We start from the raw sequence: 19,477 nt of genomic DNA, 5'->3' as shown, positions 1-19,477 counted from the left end.
ACAAGCAACCCCACGCCAGCGTATGGTAAAGCCGGTCTTCCCGGGTGAGCCATGCATGTCCAAGCCTGACATCGCTACCGAGCTGGCGCCGCGTATCGCCGGTGCCATCCGCGATGGTTTCGAGCAGTACCATGCCCGCTTCGCGGCGATCACCGCGCGGGCGCGGCAGCGCTTCGAGCAGCGCGACTGGGCCGGTGCGCGACAGGATGCGGTTGAGCGCATCGCCCTCTACGACCTGTGCATCGCCGAGCAGATGGATGCGTTGCGCCGCCTCGCCGGTGACGCGATCGGCGAGCGCGCGCTGTGGCTGCAGGTGCACGCTGGCTACAGCGCGCTGTTGCAGGGCCTGATCGACGCCGAGCTGTACAAGACCTTCTACAACACGCTGTCGCGGCGCCTGTTCGCTACCCGCGGCGTGGACCCGGCGCTGGAATTCATTGCTTTCGACGTCGAGCCGTCCGATGCGATCACCCATCCCGTCGCGCGGCATACCTATGCCGTCTCGCCGACGCGGCCGGTGGAGGCCCTGCAACGCGTGTTGGCCGACTATCGTTTCGACATTCCGTACGCGCACCAGCTGCGCTGCGCGGCGGCCATCGCCGTGCGCCTGCAGGATGATCTGGCCCACTGGGGTGACACGCCGGTACGCAGCATCGAACTACTCGACACCGTGTTCTACCGCGAGCGCCGCGCCTACCTGGTCGGCCGCGTGTTCGGCGAGCACCGCTTCTCGCCCTGCGTGATTGCGCTGGTCAACGACGCGCGCGGCCTGCGTGCCGATGCGGTGCTGACCCGGCGCCGTGATGTTGCCCATCTGTTTGGCGTGTCGCGCAGCTACTTCCAGGCCGATCTGGGTACGGTGGGCGATGCCGTGGTGTTCCTGCGCAGCCTGCTGCCGGGCAAGCCCATCGATGAGATCTACACGGTGCTGGGACGTGCCAAGCAGGGCAAGACCGAGCGCTACCGCACGTTCTTCCGCCACTTCAACGAGCACCCGCAGGAGCGGCTGGTGCATGCCGAAGGCACGCCGGGCATGGTCATGGCGGTGTTCACCCTGCCCAGCTATCCGCTGGTGTTCAAGCTGATCCGCGACCGTTTCGCGTGGCCCAAGGCGATGTCGCGGCAGCAGGTGGAAGAGAAGTACGCGCTGGTGTTCAATCTCGATCGTGTCGGCCGCCTGCTCGATGCGCAGCCCTATCGTCACCTGCGCTTTCCGCGCGCGCGTTTCGCGCCGGCCCTGCTGGACGAACTGCTGCAGCAGTGCGCGCAGAGCGTACGCGTTGATGGCGATGAGGTGGAGATCGCACTGTGCTACGTGCAGCGCCGTTTCCGTCCATTGAACCTGTACCTGCGCGAGCAGGGCGGGGAGGCGGTACGTGCAGCGGTGCTCGACTACGCGCAGGCGATTACCGACATGGCGCGCAACAACATCTTCCCCGGTGACATGCTGCCGAAGAACTTCGGTGTATCACGGCACGGCCGGGCCGTGTTCTACGACTATGATGAGCTGTGCCTGGTCAGCGACTGCGTGTTCCGTGCGTGGCCGCAGCCGCGTACGCCGGAGGAGGCCATGGCCGACGAGCCCTGGTTCCATGTTGGCCCGCGCGATGTGTTTCCCGAGCGCTTCGGTCCGTTCATGGGCCTGCCGGCTACGGAGCTGGCAGCCGTGCGCGAGCACTACCGGCACCTGTTCGACCCGGGCTGGTGGCAGGGCCTGCAGGAACGCTTCGCACGAGGGGACTATCCGGATACGCCGCCCTATGCGGGTGCACACCGGCTGGCCTGAGCCGGCTGTCATGGGTATTGGGACTGAGGTACGCTCGCTGTTCATCACCAAGGATCCGGCAATGATGCGTTCTCCACTGCTTCTCGCCCTCGCGCTGGCCGTCGGTGCCGGCGCCCCCCTGCTTGCAGGTGACGCCACTGCGCAGACCGCACGCGCTGTACGTGCGACTGCGGAAATGAGCATGGTGCTGTCCGGTCATATCGAGGTCACGCCGGAGGGCGCGGTCAGTTCGCTGGTGCTGGACCAGAAAGCCATGGTCGCCCCTAGCATCGCCTCCTTCGTCGAAGGCACCATCGGTGGCTGGCGCTTCGAGCCCACGCTGCGTGATGGCCAGGCGGTGGCCACGCGGGCCCCTTTGCGCGTTCGCCTGCGCGGCAAGGCTGCGGCCGACGGCGGTTATGAAATCAGCATGACCAGTGTCGACTTCAGCGAGTACGATCCGAAGGCTACTGGTTCGGTGACCCCGCTGCACATGACACCGCCGCGCTACCCGGAGGCGGCCTACCGCAACGGTGGCCAGGGTGAGGTGCTGCTGCTGGTCAAGGTGGCGCGTGACGGAACAGTGGCCGACGTGGCCGCCGAGCAGGTGAACATGGCTGTGGTCGCGTCCGAGCGGACCCTGGCCAAGATGCGCGACATCCTGGCCAGAGCCAGCGTCAGCACCGCCCGCACCTGGACCTTCAAGCCACCGACCACCGGCGAGGACAGCACCCGGGACAGCTGGACGGTTCGCATCCCGGTGAACTTCGCCCTGAACCATGATCCCAATGCAGAGGCGGAACGCTATGGTCGCTGGCGCGCTTTCATTCCGGGGCCGCGGCAGAGCGTGCCGTGGCACGAGGCCGACCCGGTCGAGCAGGCCGGCAGCGATCTGCTGCCGGAAGGCGGCGTCTACATGGTGGACGCCGCCAAGCGCGGGCTGCGCCTGCTGACCCCGCTGCAACAGAGCTGAGACCCGCTGCGGAGCCGGGCAGCCCGGCTCCGCGTCAGTCGGCGTACGGGTAGACCACCACCCGGTTGCGGCCCTGTTCCTTGGCCATGTACAGCGCCTTGTCGGCCAGCCGCAAGGCCTGCTCGGCGTCGACATGGAAGCTGGGGAAGTGGGCCACGCCCAGCGATACGGTGATGGTGCCGACCGGTTCGAACGGATGGTCGGCGATGTGCTGGCGCAGGCGTTCACCGGCCTGACGGGCCGATTCAGTACTGATGCCCGGCAGCAGCAGCAGGAATTCCTCGCCACCAGCGCGGCAGAGGAAGTCGCTGTCGCGCGAGTAGCGGCGCATCTGGTCGGCGATGTGGACGATGGCGTTGTCGCCGACGTCATGCCCGTAACTGTCGTTGATCGACTTGAAGCGATCGATGTCCAGCGCCAGGATCGCAAACGGAATGCCCTGCACCTGCAGCGCGTCCAGCGCCTGCTGCAGCCCGCGGCGGTTGAGCAGGCCGGTCAGCGGGTCGGTGCGGCTGGCACGGTTGAGCGTGCCGATACGATCCTGCAGGGCATTGAAGCTGTGCAGCACGGCCTGCTTGAGCTGGGCGACCTCGAAGTACCAGGCGCGGATGCCGCTGACATGGTTGATCGCATTGCCGGTGTCCTCGCCGCCCTGCACATTGCGCGCCAGCTGCCACAGCGGCATCGAAATGCGGCGCGCGAACCACCAGGTGACCAGCAGCGACAGCAGGCCGAGCGGAATCGCATTCCAGATCACTGCGGTCATCAACCGTGACAGCGGCTGCAGGGTGGCCTCGGTCGGGCGCTGGGCAATGATGCCCCAGCCAGTGGCCGCCACCGGCGCATAGCCGGCCAGCATCGACACACCACGGTTGTTGCGTACCTGCTGTGCGCCACGCTCCCCGCGCACCACGGCCTTCACCGCCGGGTTGCCGACCACGTAGTCACCCACCCGCTTGCCATCGGCGTGGTACAGCAGGCGGCCATTGCGGTCCACCACGTACAGGTAGGAACCGTCGCGGTAGTAGTGCTTGCCCAGCAGCGTGTGCAGTGCGCTGCGCTGGCGCAGGTAGAGGGTGCCGCTTACATAGCCGCGATAGCGACCCTGGCGGTCGAAGATCGGGTGCGACAGCGACACCAGCAGCTTGCCCGTGGCCGACTGGTAGGGATCGCTGATCATCGGCTGGCGCGCCGCCAGCGCCGCGTTGTTGCCGACACTGTGCAGCACCTCACCCTGCAGCTGCAGGGTCTGCGGCGAGGTGGCGATCACCAGGCCGTCGGCGTCCACCACCAGCGAGGAGTTGAAGCTGCTGGACTGTAGTTGCAGGCGGCTGGCTTCATCCTGGGCCTGCTTCGGATCGAGGTCGTGCTCGCCCAGGCGGGTCGCGGCATAGGCCAGCTGCTGCTGCGCAGCCAGCAGGAAGTTCTGGGTGGTCTCGGCCAGCTTGGTGGCATAGACGCGGTTGGCTTCCAGGGTGTTGCCGACCAGCTGGTCGCGCTGCACCCGGTAGCTGGCCAGCAGGGTGTTGGCCAGGGCGATGATGGCACTGAGCAGGGCCAGGGCGAGGATCAGCTTGCCCAGGTTGAGGCGGGGAGACAGCGTTCGCATGCGTCGACGGATCCGGCAGGAGGCTGGACCCGACCGGTTCTCCGGAAGGGGCGACAGCGGGAATCGGTGGCCAGGCCGTCAGGGCCGGGCAGGGGCCGGCGGATTATCGCCAAAAGTGGGCGGCGGCGAAGTGAAGTGCGTCGCCCTGCAGGCAAAAAAAAACCTGCCGCAGCGAGCGGCAGGTTTCTTCCGATGCAGCGCCGTGGATCAGCGCTTCATCGAACCGAAGAACTCGTCGTTGGACTTGGTGTTCTTCATCTTGTCGAGCAGGAACTCCATCGCGGCCATTTCATCCATCGGATGCAGCAGCTTGCGCAGGATCCAGATCTTCTGCAGCAGTTCCGGCTCGATCAGCAGGTCTTCGCGGCGGGTGCCCGAACGGTTGATGTCGATGGCCGGGAACACGCGCTTTTCAGCGATACGGCGGCTCAGGTGCACTTCGCTGTTGCCGGTGCCCTTGAACTCTTCGTAGATCACCTCGTCCATCTTCGAGCCGGTGTCGACCAGCGCGGTGGCGATGATGGTCAGGCTGCCGCCTTCTTCCACGTTACGCGCGGCACCGAAGAAGCGCTTCGGGCGGTGCAGGGCGTTGGCGTCCACGCCACCGGTCAGCACCTTGCCCGAGCTCGGCACCACGTTGTTGTAGGCACGGGCCAGGCGGGTGATCGAGTCGAGCAGGATCACCACGTCCTTCTTGTGCTCGACCAGGCGCTTGGCGCGCTCGATGACCATTTCGGCCACCTGCACGTGGCGCGCGGCCGGCTCGTCGAAGGTCGAGCTGATGACCTCGCCGCGCACGGTGCGCTGCATTTCGGTCACTTCTTCCGGACGCTCGTCGATCAGCAGCACGATCAGGTGCACGTCCGGGTGGTTGGTGGTGATGGCAGTAGCGACCTGCTGCATCATCATGGTCTTGCCGGCCTTCGGCTGCGACACGATGAGCGAGCGCTGGCCCTTGCCCTGCGGGGCCATCAGGTCGAGGATGCGGCCGGTGATGTCTTCCGACGAACCGTTGCCACGCTCCAGGGTGAAGCGGCGGCGCGGGAACAGGGCGGTCAGGTTCTCGAACAGCACCTTGTTCTTCGACGCTTCGATCGGCTCACCGTTGATGGTGTCGACGATGTTCAGCGCGAAGTAGCGCTCGCCGTCCTTCGGGAAGCGGATGCGGCCGGAGATGTGGTCGCCGGTGCGCAGGTTGAAGCGGCGGATCTGGCTGGGCGAGATGTAGGTGTCGTCCGGGCCGGCCAGGTAGCTGGCTTCGGCCGCGCGCAGGAAGCCGAAGCCGTCCGGCAGGATTTCCAGCACGCCGTCGGCGGCGACGCCGTCACCGTGGCGGGTCAGCACCTTCAGCAGGGCGAAGATCACATCCTGCTTGCGGGCGCGGGCCACGCCTTCGGAGATCTGCAGCTGCTCGGCGATTTCCAGCAGCTTCTGTGCCGGCATGCGCTTGAGGTCGCTCAGCGAGTAGACCGGGAAGCCCTCGGGCACGTTGGCGTGCGGGCGCGGCACGAACGGCTGCTGCTCGCCGCCGTCGTTGGGCAGGCCATCGTCGCGGAAGCGGTTGTTGCGGTCACGGTCGCGGCGGTTGCGGAAGCGGTCGCGGCGGTTGCCCTGGCCTTGCCCCTGGCCCTGCTGGCCGTTCTGGTTGTACGGGTTCTGGCCCTGGTTCTGGCCGCCCCCCTGGTGGTTCTGCTGGCGCGGCTGGCCGGATTCGCGACCCTCACCGCCTTCGCCGCCGCCACTGCTGGCAGGGGCCTCGGCGGCGGGCGCGCTCGGTGCGGGGGCAGCAGCCGGTGCCTCGGGCGCGGCGGCCAGCGGCAGGGTCGGCTGCGCCGGAGCGGCGCTGGTTTCGGCGGCTGCCGGGGCGGCGGCCTTGCTCACGCGGGGCTTGCGCACGCGCTTTTCGGCGGGCGCATCGGCGCTGCCGGTTTCGGAAGTGTTATCGGACAAGAGCGTTATTCCTCGCTTGAAGGTGCGAGCGCCCGGCTGGGGCGGCGAACGTTGGGAATGGGTCTGGAGGAAACTGCGTCCAGAGGGTGCGGCACGCGAACGCGGCCGGATATGCCGACACTATCATCGGCCTGCGGCGCCGTGCAAGGGCTGCCGGGAACAGCATTCATCATGGGCGCGTGGCGCCCGCCGGCAGCCGCGGTCGGCGGCTGCCGGAGAACAGCAGGAATCAGGCCAGGGCCTTGTCCAGCAGGCCGGCCAGCTGGGCCTTGCCCACCGCACCGATCTGCTCGCCAACCTTCTCGCCGTCCTTGAACACGACCAGGTACGGAATCGAACGCACGTGGTACTTGGCGGCCAGCGCACGGTTGTGGTCGACGTTGACCTTGGCGATCTTGACGCGGCCCTGGTAGGCATCGGCCAGCTCGTCCAGCGCCGGGGCGATCATCTTGCACGGGCCACACCACTCGGCCCAGAAATCGACCAGCACCGGTTCCTTGGAATTCAGCACTGCACTATCAAAGTCGGCGTCGCCGACATGTACAACCTTGTCGCTCATCTTGGTTTCTCGTCTTGGATTGCACCCGGCCATGCCGGAGGTGGGTGAACTGGGCCATGCCCGGTGGCGCGACCCTCGTCGTTGCCTCGCGGCGCACTGCCGCGGTGCGTTCGGCGGGATGCCTGGACGCTCACGGCCGGCAGTGTACCCCTATCGCAGGGCAGGGACAGGCGCCGGCTGGAACCCAGCGTATCGTGATCGCTTCGATGCCTGGTATGTGTCGGATTTCACTGTCTTCCTGTACATGGGGCTGGCAGTGGGCGACACCAGCGGGCCTGGCAGGGCCGTTCAAGTCCGGTGTGGCTGGGTGAAGGGCGCCGTCTCTTGACTTTATGAGACAGGTCATTCCGGTTTGCTGGCCCGAGTGCGTTAAACTGGGGCATTGTGCGGCGCACGGACCGGGTGGTCCCAGCCTGCCAACCCGCCGCAGGGGCCGCAGTTTGCGACGGTGCCCCTAGACGCTGAAGTGCCAGCCGCCCCACGGGCCGGCGGCCATACCAAGACGGACTCATGAGCGACAAACCGCTGACCGATTTGACCTTTTCCTCCTTCGAGCTGCACCCGGCCCTGCAGGCCGGTCTTGAAGGAGCCGGATTCACCCGTTGCACCCCGATCCAGGCGCTGACCCTGCCCGTCGCGCTGCCCGGTGGTGATGTTGCCGGCCAGGCTCAGACCGGCACCGGCAAGACCCTGGCCTTCCTGGTCGCTGTCGTGAACCGCCTGCTGACGCGTCCGGCCCTGGCCGACCGCAAGCCGGAAGATCCGCGCGCGCTGATCCTCGCCCCGACCCGCGAACTGGCCATCCAGATCCACAAGGATGCGGTCAAGTTCGGTTCCGATCTGGGCCTGCGTTTCGCGCTGGTCTACGGCGGCGTGGATTACGACAAGCAGCGCGAACTGCTGCAGCAGGGCGTGGACGTGATCATCGCCACCCCGGGCCGCCTGATCGACTACGTGAAACAGCACAAGGTGGTGTCGCTGCACGCCTGCGAGATCTGCGTGCTGGACGAAGCCGACCGCATGTTCGACCTGGGCTTCATCAAGGACATCCGCTTCCTGCTGCGCCGCATGCCCGAGCGCACCACCCGCCAGACCCTGCTGTTCAGTGCCACCCTCAGCCATCGCGTGCTGGAGCTGGCCTACGAGCACATGAACGAGCCGCAGAAGCTGGTGGTCGAAGCCGAGACCATCACCGCCGCGCGCGTGCGCCAGCGCATCTACTTCCCGGCCGACGACGAGAAGATCCCACTGCTGCTGGGCCTGCTGTCGCGCAGCGAAGGCGCGCGCACCATGGTCTTCGTCAACACCAAGGTGTTCGTCGAGCGTGTGGCGCGTTCGCTGGAAAAGGCCGGCTACCGCGTGGGCGTGCTGTCCGGCGACGTGCCGCAGAAGAAGCGTGAGAGCCTGCTCAACCGCTTCCAGAAGGGCCAGCTGGAAATCCTGGTGGCCACCGACGTGGCTGCGCGCGGCCTGCACATCGACGGCATCAAGTACGTCTACAACTACGACCTGCCGTTCGATGCCGAAGACTACGTGCACCGCATCGGTCGTACCGCGCGCCTGGGTGAAGAGGGAGACGCGATCAGCTTCGCCTGTGAGCGCTATGCAATGGGCCTGCCGGACATCGAGGCCTATATCGAGCAGAAGATTCCGTCCGAGCCGGTGACCAAGGAACTGTTGACCCCGCTGCCGCGCCCGGAACGCCCGGCCCCCGCAGCAGGCGAGGAAGGCGAGGACAACGAAAGCGTCGGCCAGATCTTCCGCGAAGCGCGCGAAGCCCGCGCCGCCGAGGAAGAGCGTCGGGGCGGTGGCCGTAGTGGCGGCCGTTCAGGCGGTGGTGGCCGTGGTGGTCGCGACGGTGAGCGCAGCGGCGAGCGCCGTTCGCGTGGCCCGCGCAAGCCGCGCGTGGAGGGCGAACAGGGCGCTGCCGCCCCGGCCGCCGGTGCCGAAGGCGCCGTTGCCCAGGCCCCGCGTCCGCCGCGCCCGCCGCGCGCCGAAGGCGCACCGGAAGGTGCGGTGGACGGCGAGCACAAGCCGCGCAAGCGCCGTCGTCGTCGCCACGGCCGTCCGGTCGAAGGTGCCGAGGGCGTGCAGAGCGCTGCCGGCAATGGCGCCAGCCCGGTCACCCCGGTGCAGGTGGTGGCCAAGCCGGTGCGTACCGCCGCTGATACCGGTGATTCGTTCCTGACCCGCATTGGCCGCAAGATCCGCCGGATGCTGTCGGGCAACTAAGCCGCCGGTGGTGGGTGCGGACCTTGGTCCGCACTGAGCCGAGCATGGGCTCGGCTCTACAGCCCCCATGCCGCCCTGTAGAGCCGAGCCTACGCTCGGCTGCTCCCGCGGCTATCACCAATCGCGCCACCATCTCCACGCCGTCGCGCCGGTCCTGCATAATCGGGGCATGAGTGTCCTGCGCTTCGACAATGTCAGCAAACAGTACGCCGGTGGCCACGAGGCACTGACCGATGTCAGCTTCGAGGTCGCGCCGGGCGAGATGCTGTTCGTCACCGGCCATTCCGGTGCGGGCAAAAGCACCCTGCTCAAGTTGATCCACCTGGACGAGCGGCCCAGCCGCGGTGCGGTGGTGTTCGACGAGCGCAACCTGCTGAAGGTGCGCGGCGGCGACATTCCGCGCCATCGGCGTGCGGTCGGCGCGGTCTACCAGGACCATCGGCTGCTGATGGACCGCTCGATCGCCGAGAACGTGGCGCTGCCGCTGATCCTGCGCGGCACCCGTCGTGGCGACATCGGCAAGCGCGTGCGTTCGGTGCTGGAGCGGATGGGCCTGGGCCATCGCGAGAAGGCACTGCCGTCGCAGCTGTCGGCCGGCGAGCAGCAGCGCGTCGGCATCGCCCGCGCCATCGTCGGCGAACCCAAGCTGCTGGTGGCCGACGAGCCGACCGGCAACCTCGACCCGACCCTGGCGGCGGAGATCATGGCCCTGTTCGCCGAGCTGCCCTCGCGTGGCACCAGCGTGCTGGTGGTCAGCCACGACCTGCCGCTGCTGCGCCGCATGCGCAAGCGCGTGCTGATCCTCGACCATGGCCGGCTGGTGGATGACATCTCGCCGCAGGACCTGGCGGAGTAACGCATGGCGAAGAACGAAAACAGCGAAGCCGCCGCCCCCTCGCGCGTGGGCGTCTGGTTCCAGCACCACGCGCACAGCGTGGTGTTCAGCCTCGGCCGTGCCTTCCGCAAGCCGTGGGCGACCCTGCTGACGGTGATGGTCATGGCGCTGGCGCTGGCCCTGCCGCTGGGCCTGTCGATCGCGCTGGACAACCTCAAGCAGTTCGCCGGCAGCGTGCAGCAGTCGCGCGACATCAACGTGTTCCTGAAGGGCAACGTCGATGGCCCCGGCGCGCTGCGCCTGGCTGGCCAGCTGCGCGACCGCGATGACGTGGCCGAAGTGAACGTGCGCACGCCCGAGCAGGGCCTGCAGGAACTGCGCGACGCCGGCCTCGGCGAGGCGATTGACGCACTCAACGACAACCCGCTGCCGTCGCTGCTGGTGATCACCCCGGGCCAGGGCAAGGACGACGCACGCCTGGCGCGCGCGCTGGAAAGCCTGCCCGAGGCCGACCTGGTGCAGCACGATGCACTGTGGCGCCAGCGTCTGGATGCCTGGCTGGCGTTCGGCGCACGGCTGGTGCAGGTGCTGTCGGTACTGCTCGGCGTGGGCGCCGCGCTGGTGGTCGGCAACACCGTGCGCCTGGATATCCAGGCGCGTCGCGAAGAGATCGGCGTGCTGCAGCTGCTCGGCGCCAGTGATGGCTTCATTCGCCGCCCGTTCCTGTACCTGGGCGCGTGGTATGGACTGGGTGCCGGCGCGGTGGCGCTGGCCCTGATTGCTGCGGCCGGCGCCGCCCTGCGCGTGCCGCTGGCCGAACTCTCGCGCAGCTACGGCAGCCCGTTCGTGCTGCATGGCCTGGACCTGCTGCATGGCAGCCTGGTCCTGCTCGGCACGCTGCTGCTGGGTTGGCTGGGCGCGTGGCTGGTGACCGGCCATTTCCTGCGCCAGACCCGCCCGACCGACACCTGAGACCGGCATGCAACCGCAAGCGCTGAAGCACCTTGAAGGGCCCGCGACGCGGGTGATGGTGGTCGACGGGTCGAAGCTGGTCCGCAAGCTGATCGCCGACGTCCTGCAGCGTGACCTGCCTGGCGTGGAGGTGATCGGCTGCGACAGCATCGAAGACGCGCAGCAGGCGCTGGCGCAGGGCCCGGTCGACCTGGTGACGACCTCGCTGACCCTGCGCGATGGCGACGGCCTGGCGCTGGCGCGGATGGTGCGCGAAGCGGCGGGCCAGGCCTATGTGCCGGTGATCGTGGTCTCCGGCGATGCCCAGCAACACCTGGAGCAGCGCCGCTTCACCGAGTACGTCACCGACTATTTCGACAAGGCGCTGGGCCACGAGGCACTGGCGACCTTCGTCCGTGGCTATGTGCAGCCGCAGACCATTCCCGGCGCCACCATCCTCTATATCGAGGACAGCCGCGTGGTGGCCGAGGCCACCAAGCGCATGCTCGAGCGCCAGCAGTTGAACGTGCTGCACGTGGTCAGCGCCGAAGAGGCGTTCACCCTGCTCACCGCCGAGTCGCTGGGCCGCAGCCGCCATCGCATCGACTTGGTGCTGACCGACGTCACCCTGAAGGGCGAGCTGAGCGGCCGCGACGTGGTGCAGCGCGTGCGCGTGGACTTCGGTTACGGCAAGCGCCGCCTGCCGGTGCTGGTGATGACCGGCGATGGCAATCCGCACAACCAGACCGGGCTGCTGCAGTCCGGCGCCAACGACCTGGTGCTCAAGCCGATTGAAGAACGGCTGCTGGTCACCAAGGTACTGTTCCAGCTGCGCCTGGCCCGATTGAACGATGGACCCCTGATTCGATGATGGACGAAGTAGCCGGCACCCCGACGATCCAGCTGGAACCGAGCTGGAAGCAGCATGTCGGCGATTACCTGATGCAGCCGCAGATGCGCGAGCTGTCCGCCTTCCTGCGCCAGCGCAAGGCCGCTGGTGCGGCAGTGTTCCCGCCTGGCCCGCAGATCTTTGCTGCGTTCGACGCCACGCCGTTCGAGCAGGTAAAGGTGGTCATCCTCGGCCAGGACCCGTACCACGGCCGAGGCCAGGCCCATGGCCTGAGCTTCTCGGTGCAGCCGGGCGTACCGGTGCCGCCGTCGCTGCTGAACATCTACAAGGAGATCGAGAGCGATCTGGGTATCCCGCGTCCGGACCACGGCTGCCTGATTCCGTGGGCGCAGCGCGGCGTGCTGTTGCTCAACGCCGTGTTGACGGTGGAAGAGGGCAAGGCCGGCGCGCACCAGGGGCGAGGCTGGGAAGGCTTCACCGACCACGTGGTGGATGTGCTCAACCGCGAACGCGACGGTCTGGTGTTCATGCTCTGGGGCGCGTACGCGCAGAAGAAGGGCAAGGTCATCGATACCCGTCGCCATCGCGTGCTTAAGTCGCCGCACCCGTCGCCGTTGTCGGCCCACCGTGGATTCCTGGGGTGCCGCCATTTCTCGATGGCCAACGAGTACCTGCAGCGCCGCGGCCAGGCTCCGATCGACTGGTCGCTGCCACCGCGTTCGGCGCTCTGAGCGGCGGTGCCGGTCCGGGGCTGAACGCCGGGCAACGTTTCCGGCCCTGAATGGGCGTCCGGGACGGCCTGTTCAGCTCCGCTTGACCGGAATCGGCCGGTTTCCGGCAAGTAATTGCTTGAATTCCAAGGGATTGTGAATCCCGAAAAGCGCGCTCGCCACTGTCATCAAATCGCGCTACGGTAGGGCTCTGTTTGGGACCAGTGTTGCATCAATAGGATGCTGGAACTTTTTCCTCCTTTAGCAGTCCAAATCCCGGACTGCTAAGATGGGTGCCTATGAGCCAGAACACCTCTACTGCCCTTGTGGCAAACAATCTCCCGATTCCCAGTGCGCTCGGTTCGCTGGACGCCTACATCGGTGCCGTGCACCAGATCCCGGTGCTGTCGGTCGATGACGAACAGGACCTGGCCCGTCGCTTCCGCGACGGCAACGATCTGGACGCCGCCCGCGAGCTGGTGCATTCGCATCTGCGCTTCGTGGTGCACGTGGCCCGCGGCTACAACGGCTACGGTCTTGCACTGGGCGACCTGATCCAGGAAGGCAACATCGGCCTGATGAAGGCGGTCAAGCGCTTCGACCCGGACATGGGCGTGCGCCTGGTGTCCTTCGCCGTGCACTGGATCCGTGCCGAGATGCACGAGTTCATCCTGAAGAACTGGCGCATCGTCAAGGTCGCTACCACCAAGGCGCAGCGCAAGCTGTTCTTCAACCTGCGCAAATCGAAGACGCGCCTGGGCTGGATGAACGCGGCGGAAGTCAGCGCAGTGGCCAAGGACCTGAACGTGTCCGAGCGTGAGGTCATGGAAATGGAATCGCGCCTGTCCGGTCGCGATATCGGTTTCGATGCGCCCACCGACGAGGACAACGAACATGCGCCGCCGTCGCCGGCCGCGTTCCTGGTTGCCAACGACGAAGATCCGTCGATGGCCTATGAGCGTGCCGACAGCGAAGACAACCAGATGCAGCTGCTGCGCGAAGGCCTGGCCGAGCTGGATGCCCGTTCGCGCGACATCATCCGCCGCCGCTGGCTGGATGCCGACAGCAAGGTGACGCTGCAGGAGCTGGCCGACGAGTACGGCGTGTCGGCCGAGCGTATCCGCCAGGTGGAAGCGAACGCGCTGAAGAAGATGAAGGCGCTGTTCACCGCGTAAGGCATAGATCTTTGGTTCGGTTCCTGTTTCCGGCCCCCGTTCTGATGAAAAGCCCCGGCGTTGGTCGGGGCTTTTCGTTTGACCGGCATGGCTGTTGGTAATGCGGGCCGCTGATCGGCTGCTTCAGTAGTACCAGCCCATGGCGGGCAGTCATGCGCTTCCGATAGCCGTTCAATCCCTCGAGAGGTTTATAGCCAAGGGCCTGGTCCAATTCAGAATGGTCCCTCTGGCCTCAGTCCTGGAGTTGGACTCCGATGACTGCCTTCCTGTGCTATGAATGCCAAGCCTTGCTTCAAGGCTCCTTCATGGATTGGAATGATGCGCAGGTTCGGGGGAACTGCAGGCGGTGTGTCGACCCGCCTCGGGGGATTTGAAGATCGAACTCGCAAGCTGGGTGCCATAGGCGTCTGGCTGTGCTGCGTGCTGCTAATGGGCCTTGGCCTGTCACCATCCGCAATCGCCCAGACAACGATCACATACATTCACACTGATGCCCTCGGCTCGGTTGTGGCGGAAAGCGATGCCAACGGCAACGTCATCAAGCGATATGACTACGAGCCCTACGGGGCCGTGGTAGGCGGTCAGGTCACGGATGGACCTGGGTACGCCGGACATGTGAGCGACTCGGCTACAGGGCTGAGCTACATGCAACAGCGCTACATGGATCCACAATTGGGCGTGTTTCTGTCGGTAGACCCAGTCACCGCTCACCAAATGCCAGTTGAGCAGTTCAATCGGTATCGGTACGCGAACGGGAATCCGTACAGGTTCGTCGATGCGGATGGAAGGCAGGCCGCAGAGCGATTCGTTGAGCAGCATCGGAGAGATATTGCTGCCGGAAATGGCGCCGTATACGAGCCGATGAGACCGGCCGCAATCGCCGTTACAGCGGCAATGGCTGCCCCAGTGCTGATCGAAGCTGGCATGGTTGCGATGGCCAATCCAAGTGTCGTATCGGCAGCTACCAGTATCGCTGCTGATATCGCAGGAGTTACAGGTGCCGGTGGAGCAGGTGTTGCGGCATCCAAAGCTCTGAGTGCAGAAGGTCGGGCACTTTTGAATTCCCGGCCTGTTGGAAGTGCACTCAAAGCGGACGCTGGGCACAATTCAGCGACCTTTATGCGAGAGACCGCTGCAGAAGCAGGTGTTCATACTCCATTGACAGGAGGCGACGGCGTGGTTCGCACTCTGACTCAGCTACCCGGTGAACTCAATGGAAAGGCTGGTCGGTTTGAATACATAGTCGACAAGGCTGGCGACTTGACCCATCAAAGATTTGTGGAAGGTGGCAGCATGAACGGAATACCAAACAAGAAGTGAGTGTCTACATGAGAACGTATGACTGTATTCAACCCTATGGGCCCTGGAGTCAGACCGAGGTGGCGTGGGCACTGGGGCGCCATCTGATTGACTTTGAGGTTGCGAAGCACTGCGCGTCGGAGCAGAAGGGACTGGAAGAGAAGTTCAATCTGAACTCCTTGATTGAAAGACTTGAAGGGGCTTTTCCCGATGAGCGTAATAGCGTAGCTGCGCAGTTGGCGGCATTCGACAAGAACTCAAACGAGGATGAGATTTTCAGAAGATGGCTGGTTGCATTTCTCGCGGACGCTTACGCTAAGCGCGATGAGATTGCTGATCCGCTCGGAGAGGTTGAGAGGATCTACGCTGATTTTGATTACCCGGAGTCTCTGGAGAGCTTTGTCAGGTACATGCCAGCTTCTGATGGGTATGATCCGGCTGCGCACTCACATGAGCAGAATGTTGCGCGGCTCTTCGAGAACTGGAAGCGTTATCTTGACTCGGCGAAGTAGCAGATTCACTCAGCGTAATTTCCTTCGCTTGACGTGCGTCGCTTCTTCCCGAAGCGCACCGTCCCGGCTTCCATGCCGAGGACGGTGAAGACTCCCAGAATCCGTGATCTGGTTCCATGCAGGAAGCTGTGTAGTGGATCTACCAGGTCTCACCCCTCGCGTGCGATCGCGCGCCAGCCGATGTCGGTGCGATGGAACTCATTGGCCCAGCTCACCTTCGCCACGCCTGCATAGGCGTTCGCCTGAGCGTCGCGCACGCTGCCACCCAGTGCAGCCACGCACAGCACGCGGCCGCCGGCGCTGAGCACCTGGCCCTGCGCGTCCAGCGTCGTGCCTGCATGGAACACCTTGGCCGTTGCCGGCACCTCATCCAGGCCGGAGATCACGTCACCGGTGATGGGCGCTTCCGGATATGGCTTGGCCGCCAGCACCACGCCCAGTGACGGGCGCGGATCCCACTGCGCGTCGACCTGGTCCAGGCGACCATCGATCGCCGCTTCCACCAGCTCCACCAGGTCCGACTGCAGGCGCAGCATCACCGGCTGGGTTTCCGGGTCGCCGAAACGTACGTTGAACTCGATCACCTTCGGCGCGCCGCTGGCATCGATCATCAGGCCTGCGTAGAGGAAACCGGTGAACGGGATACCGTCGGCGATCATGCCCTGCACGGTCGGGTTCACCACCTCGCGCATCACGCGTGCATGCACCTCCGGCGTCACTACCGGCGCGGGCGAATAGGCGCCCATGCCACCGGTGTTCGGGCCGGTGTCGCCGTCGCCGACGCGCTTGTGGTCCTGCGAGGTGGCCATCGGCAGCGCATGCACGCCGTCCACCATCGAAATGAAGCTGGCTTCCTCACCATCGAGGAACTCTTCGATCACCACGCGCGCACCGGCATCGCCGAACGCGTTGCCCGACAGCATGTCACGCACGGCATCTTCGGCTTCGGCCAGGGTCATCGCCACGATCACGCCCTTGCCGGCAGCCAGACCATCGGCCTTGACCACGATCGGCGCGCCCTTCTCGCGGATGTAGGCCAGGGCGGCATCCACCTCGGTGTGCACGGCATAGAACGCGGTGGGGATGTTGTGGCGGGCCAGGAAGTCCTTGGCGTAGGCCTTGCTGCCTTCCAGCTGCGCGGCGGCGGCAGTCGGCCCGAAGATGCGCAGGCCGGCGGCGCGGAAGCGGTCGACCACGCCGGCCACCAGCGGTACTTCCGGGCCGACCACGGTCAGCGCCACGCCTTCGGCCTGGGCCAGCGCCAGCAGGCCGTCGATGTCGGTCACTTTCACCGCCACGTTGCGGCACTTGTCTTCGCTGGCGGTGCCGGCGTTGCCGGGCGCCACGATCACTTCGGTGACACGGGAGGACTGGGCCAGCTTCCATGCCAGGGCGTGTTCGCGGCCGCCAGAGCCGATGACAAGTACGTTCATCACGAGATTCCAGATTGCGTGGGAAGGGAAGATCGATATCCCCGGCGGCGCGCGTGGCTCACTCGCAGCCTTCGCGTCGCAGTGATTCGGGGAAGGAATAGGCCCAGGTCTTCGGGTCCAGGGTAAAGCGGTGTTCCTGCCGGACCTGCTTGCCACCACAGGTGGTGCCGGTTTCCTCGATCAGCAGCGGCCAGATGCGCGCGCTGCGATCGCTGTCGTCGAAACGCAGGGCGAAATCGATGCTGAAGCGACGGGTACGGCAGTCCTCGACAGTCTCCGGGTCGCTGCTGGCCCCCATGTTGTCGCACTCGTACTGGGCGTCATTGTCGATATGGCTGCGCACGCTGCCACTGGACACCAGGCCGTTCGGGCCTGGCAGGATCAGCGACTGCGAGAGCAGCGAGAAGCCCTGCCCGAACCAGCCGTCCTCGACGCGGAAACCATAGAAGTCGCTGCCCGCGCGGATGATGCTGGCGGTGCCGGGTTGGCCGCCGCTGCCAAAGCGTTCGCCAGTCAGTTCACTGGTCACGTCGAAGCCCTCGCCCTTCGGATGCAGCACGAAGAAGTCGATCATGCCTGCGTCGATGTGCGCGCCTTCGGACAAAGCACCGCAGACCGCCAGCAACTGCTGCCAGCTGTCACCGCTCACCACCGGTTGCTCGGCGCAGACGTGCCAGTCCATCGGGCGGGTTTCGCCGTCGTCGTTCCAGCTGCCGTGCCATTCACCGGAGAGCCTGGCGTTCTTGCCGTAGCGCTGGACCAGGAAGGCCTGCAGTCGCGCGGTGCGGCTCACGTGCGCCGTCGGCTCGGCAGGGGCCGACGTGGCGGCCTGCGGCGACGACGCAGGCACCGGGGCGGCCGCAGGCTTGCAGCCGGCCAGCGCGGCCGCGCCTGCGAGGGCGAGCAAGGCCAGCGATTTCAGTGAGACTGCGGACATCCGTGTCGCTCCAGTATCAGTGGCGGAAGTGGCGCACGCCGGTGAACACCATGGCCAGGCCGTGTTCGTCGGCGGCGGCGATCACTTCGGCATCGCGCATCGAACCGCCCGGCTGGATGACCGCCTTGATGCCGGCGGCAGCAGCGGCATCGATGCCGTCGCGGAACGGGAAGAACGCATCGGAAGCCATCACCGAACCCTCGACCACCAGGTTTGCATCGGCGGCCTTGATGCCGGCGATGCGCGCCGAGTACACGCGGCTCATCTGGCCGGCGCCGACACCGATGGTGCGGTTGTCCTTGGCGTAGACGATCGCGTTGGACTTCACGAACTTGGCCACCTTCCAGGCGAACAGCAGGTCGGTGAACTGCTTGTCGGTCGGTGCCAGCTTGCTGACCACCTTCAGTTCGTCGCGGGTCATGCCGCGGTTGTCCGAGGACTGCAGCAGGAGGCCCGAGCCGACGCGCTTGCTGTCGAAGTTGTTCAGGCCGTCGCCGTGCGGGATGCGCAGCACGCGCACGTTGGCCTTCTTCTGCGCGTATTCCAGCGCGGCCGGCTCGTAATCCGGGGCGATCAGCACTTCCACGAACTGGCGGTCCAGGATGACCTTGGCGGTGGCAGCGTCCAGCGGCGTGTTGAAGGCGATGATGCCGCCGAAGGCGCTGGTCGGGTCGGTGGCGTAGGCCAGCTCGTAGGCATCGCCGTTGCCGGCACCGACGGCCACGCCGCACGGGTTGGCGTGCTTGACGATGACGCAGGCCGGCGCGTCGAACTGGCGCACGCACTCCCACGCCGCATCGGCATCGGCCAGGTTGTTGTAACTCAGTTCCTTGCCCTGCAGCTGCTGGAACGTGGCCAGGGTGCCCGGCACCGGGTACAGGTCGCGGTAGAACGCGCCGCTCTGGTGCGGGTTCTCGCCGTAGCGCAGGTCCATCACCTTCACGAAGGTGGAGTTCATCTGCGCCGGGTACTCGGCACGGGCCGGCACGGCGGCGTCGGTGGCGGTGACCGCCGACAGGTAGTTGCTGATCGCCGCGTCGTACTGGGCGACGCGGTTGAACGCGGCCACCGAGAACGCGAAGCGGGTGGCGGCCGACAGCTGGCCGTCGTTGGCCGCCAGCGAGGCCAGCAGTTCGGCGTACTGCGACGGATCGGTGGCCACCGCCACGCGGGCGAAGTTCTTGGCCGCCGAGCGCAGCATGGCCGGGCCGCCGATGTCGATGTTCTCGACCGCGTCGGCCAGGGTGCAGTCGGCCTTGGCGGTGACCGATTCGAACGGATACAGGTTCAGCACCAGCAGGTCGATGGCGCCGATGCCATGCTCGGCCATCACCGCATCATCCAGGCCCGAACGGCCCAGCAGGCCACCGTGCACCATCGGGTGCAGGGTCTTGACGCGGCCGTCCATCATTTCCGGGAAACCGGTGACCTCGGCCACGTCCTTCACGGCCAGGCCCGCATCGCGGATCGCCTTGGCGGTGCCGCCGGTGGACAGCAGCTCCACGCCGCGTGCCGCCAGCGCAGTGGCCAGCTCGACCAGACCGGTCTTGTCGGAAACGGAGAGGAGGGCCCGGCGGACGGGCAACAGATCAGCAGTCATGGGACAGAATCGGCAGCGGAGCGGGGCCGATATTGTAGGCGGTGGGGGCCCGTGGCGGGCGCCGGAAGGGGTAATTTGCCGCGGCAA

At 66.2% G+C, this 19,477-nt stretch carries 16 protein-coding genes; 10 read left to right on the top strand and 6 right to left on the bottom strand.

Going from position 1 to position 19,477, the window contains the following annotated elements:
• Positions 1-55: 55 nt before the first annotated feature.
• On the top strand, positions 56-1,786 hold the full coding sequence (gene aceK, locus AC5P6E_RS03000) for a bifunctional isocitrate dehydrogenase kinase/phosphatase (protein WP_395136223.1): 1,731 nt from the start codon (positions 56-58) through the stop codon (positions 1,784-1,786).
• Positions 1,787-1,847: 61 nt separating this feature from the next.
• Positions 1,848-2,738, top strand: a complete 891-nt coding sequence (locus AC5P6E_RS02995; RefSeq protein WP_495230684.1) for an energy transducer TonB — start codon at positions 1,848-1,850, stop codon at positions 2,736-2,738.
• Positions 2,739-2,772: 34 nt separating this feature from the next.
• On the opposite strand, the gene AC5P6E_RS02990 is transcribed toward AC5P6E_RS02995, so the two are convergent.
• The 3 genes from AC5P6E_RS02990 to trxA form a co-directional block, all read right to left on the bottom strand.
• The gene (locus tag AC5P6E_RS02990) at positions 2,773-4,347 is read right to left on the bottom strand and encodes a sensor domain-containing diguanylate cyclase (RefSeq protein WP_227199674.1); all 1,575 of its coding nucleotides are present in this window, start codon (positions 4,345-4,347) and stop codon (positions 2,773-2,775) included.
• A 207-nt stretch (positions 4,348-4,554) separates the two neighbouring features.
• Positions 4,555-6,297, bottom strand: a complete 1,743-nt coding sequence (rho, locus tag AC5P6E_RS02985; RefSeq protein ID WP_029379723.1) for a transcription termination factor Rho — start codon at positions 6,295-6,297, stop codon at positions 4,555-4,557.
• Between the two features lie 229 nt (positions 6,298-6,526).
• Positions 6,527-6,856, bottom strand: coding sequence for a thioredoxin (gene trxA, locus AC5P6E_RS02980; protein WP_019336721.1), 330 nt, complete (start codon positions 6,854-6,856; stop codon positions 6,527-6,529).
• A 510-nt stretch (positions 6,857-7,366) separates the two neighbouring features.
• Between trxA and rhlB the strand changes: the two genes are divergently transcribed.
• From rhlB to AC5P6E_RS02940, 8 genes are all read left to right on the top strand, one after another.
• Entirely contained in the window at positions 7,367-9,088 is a 1,722-nt protein-coding gene (gene rhlB, locus AC5P6E_RS02975) for an ATP-dependent RNA helicase RhlB (RefSeq protein ID WP_010481045.1), read from the top strand.
• Positions 9,089-9,257: 169 nt separating this feature from the next.
• Complete coding sequence (gene ftsE, locus AC5P6E_RS02970) at positions 9,258-9,944, top strand: cell division ATP-binding protein FtsE (protein WP_111112972.1); 687 nt, start codon at positions 9,258-9,260, stop codon at positions 9,942-9,944.
• A gap of 3 nt (positions 9,945-9,947) precedes the next feature.
• A complete protein-coding gene (gene ftsX / locus AC5P6E_RS02965; protein ID WP_495230683.1) occupies positions 9,948-10,895 on the top strand; it encodes a permease-like cell division protein FtsX in 948 nt (315 codons plus the stop codon).
• A gap of 7 nt (positions 10,896-10,902) precedes the next feature.
• The gene (locus AC5P6E_RS02960) at positions 10,903-11,745 is read left to right on the top strand and encodes a response regulator (protein WP_019338974.1); all 843 of its coding nucleotides are present in this window, start codon (positions 10,903-10,905) and stop codon (positions 11,743-11,745) included.
• Positions 11,742-12,455 carry a uracil-DNA glycosylase gene (gene ung, locus AC5P6E_RS02955; RefSeq protein ID WP_241883685.1) on the top strand — a complete coding sequence of 238 codons (714 nt, stop codon included), beginning with the start codon at positions 11,742-11,744 and terminating at the stop codon, positions 12,453-12,455. Before AC5P6E_RS02960 ends, ung begins: the two co-directional genes overlap by 4 nt.
• Positions 12,456-12,733: 278 nt before the next feature.
• Positions 12,734-13,609: an RNA polymerase sigma factor RpoH gene (gene rpoH / locus AC5P6E_RS02950; protein ID WP_006473441.1), complete on the top strand. Its 876-nt coding sequence runs from the start codon at positions 12,734-12,736 to the stop codon at positions 13,607-13,609.
• A gap of 348 nt (positions 13,610-13,957) precedes the next feature.
• Positions 13,958-14,929, top strand: coding sequence for an RHS repeat domain-containing protein (locus AC5P6E_RS02945; RefSeq protein ID WP_239519187.1), 972 nt, complete (start codon positions 13,958-13,960; stop codon positions 14,927-14,929).
• 8 nt (positions 14,930-14,937) lie between these two features.
• Entirely contained in the window at positions 14,938-15,420 is a 483-nt protein-coding gene (locus AC5P6E_RS02940; protein ID WP_019660834.1) for a DUF2247 family protein, read from the top strand.
• A gap of 149 nt (positions 15,421-15,569) precedes the next feature.
• On the opposite strand, the gene purD is transcribed toward AC5P6E_RS02940, so the two are convergent.
• From purD to purH, 3 genes are read right to left on the bottom strand one after another with little or no spacing between them, the layout of a single operon-like run.
• Entirely contained in the window at positions 15,570-16,853 is a 1,284-nt protein-coding gene (purD, locus tag AC5P6E_RS02935; RefSeq protein WP_019660833.1) for a phosphoribosylamine--glycine ligase, read from the bottom strand.
• A 58-nt stretch (positions 16,854-16,911) separates the two neighbouring features.
• Positions 16,912-17,790 carry a hypothetical protein gene (locus tag AC5P6E_RS02930; protein WP_423158856.1) on the bottom strand — a complete coding sequence of 293 codons (879 nt, stop codon included), beginning with the start codon at positions 17,788-17,790 and terminating at the stop codon, positions 16,912-16,914.
• Between the two features lie 16 nt (positions 17,791-17,806).
• On the bottom strand, positions 17,807-19,390 hold the full coding sequence (purH, locus tag AC5P6E_RS02925) for a bifunctional phosphoribosylaminoimidazolecarboxamide formyltransferase/IMP cyclohydrolase (RefSeq protein ID WP_049452987.1): 1,584 nt from the start codon (positions 19,388-19,390) through the stop codon (positions 17,807-17,809).
• Between the last annotated feature and the right edge of the window lie 87 nt (positions 19,391-19,477).

This window comes from Stenotrophomonas sp. YJH_SMC_16 (assembly GCF_059367875.1).
Note: the sequence above shows the minus strand (reverse complement) of the source record. Positions and strands in the feature narration are given on the sequence as shown.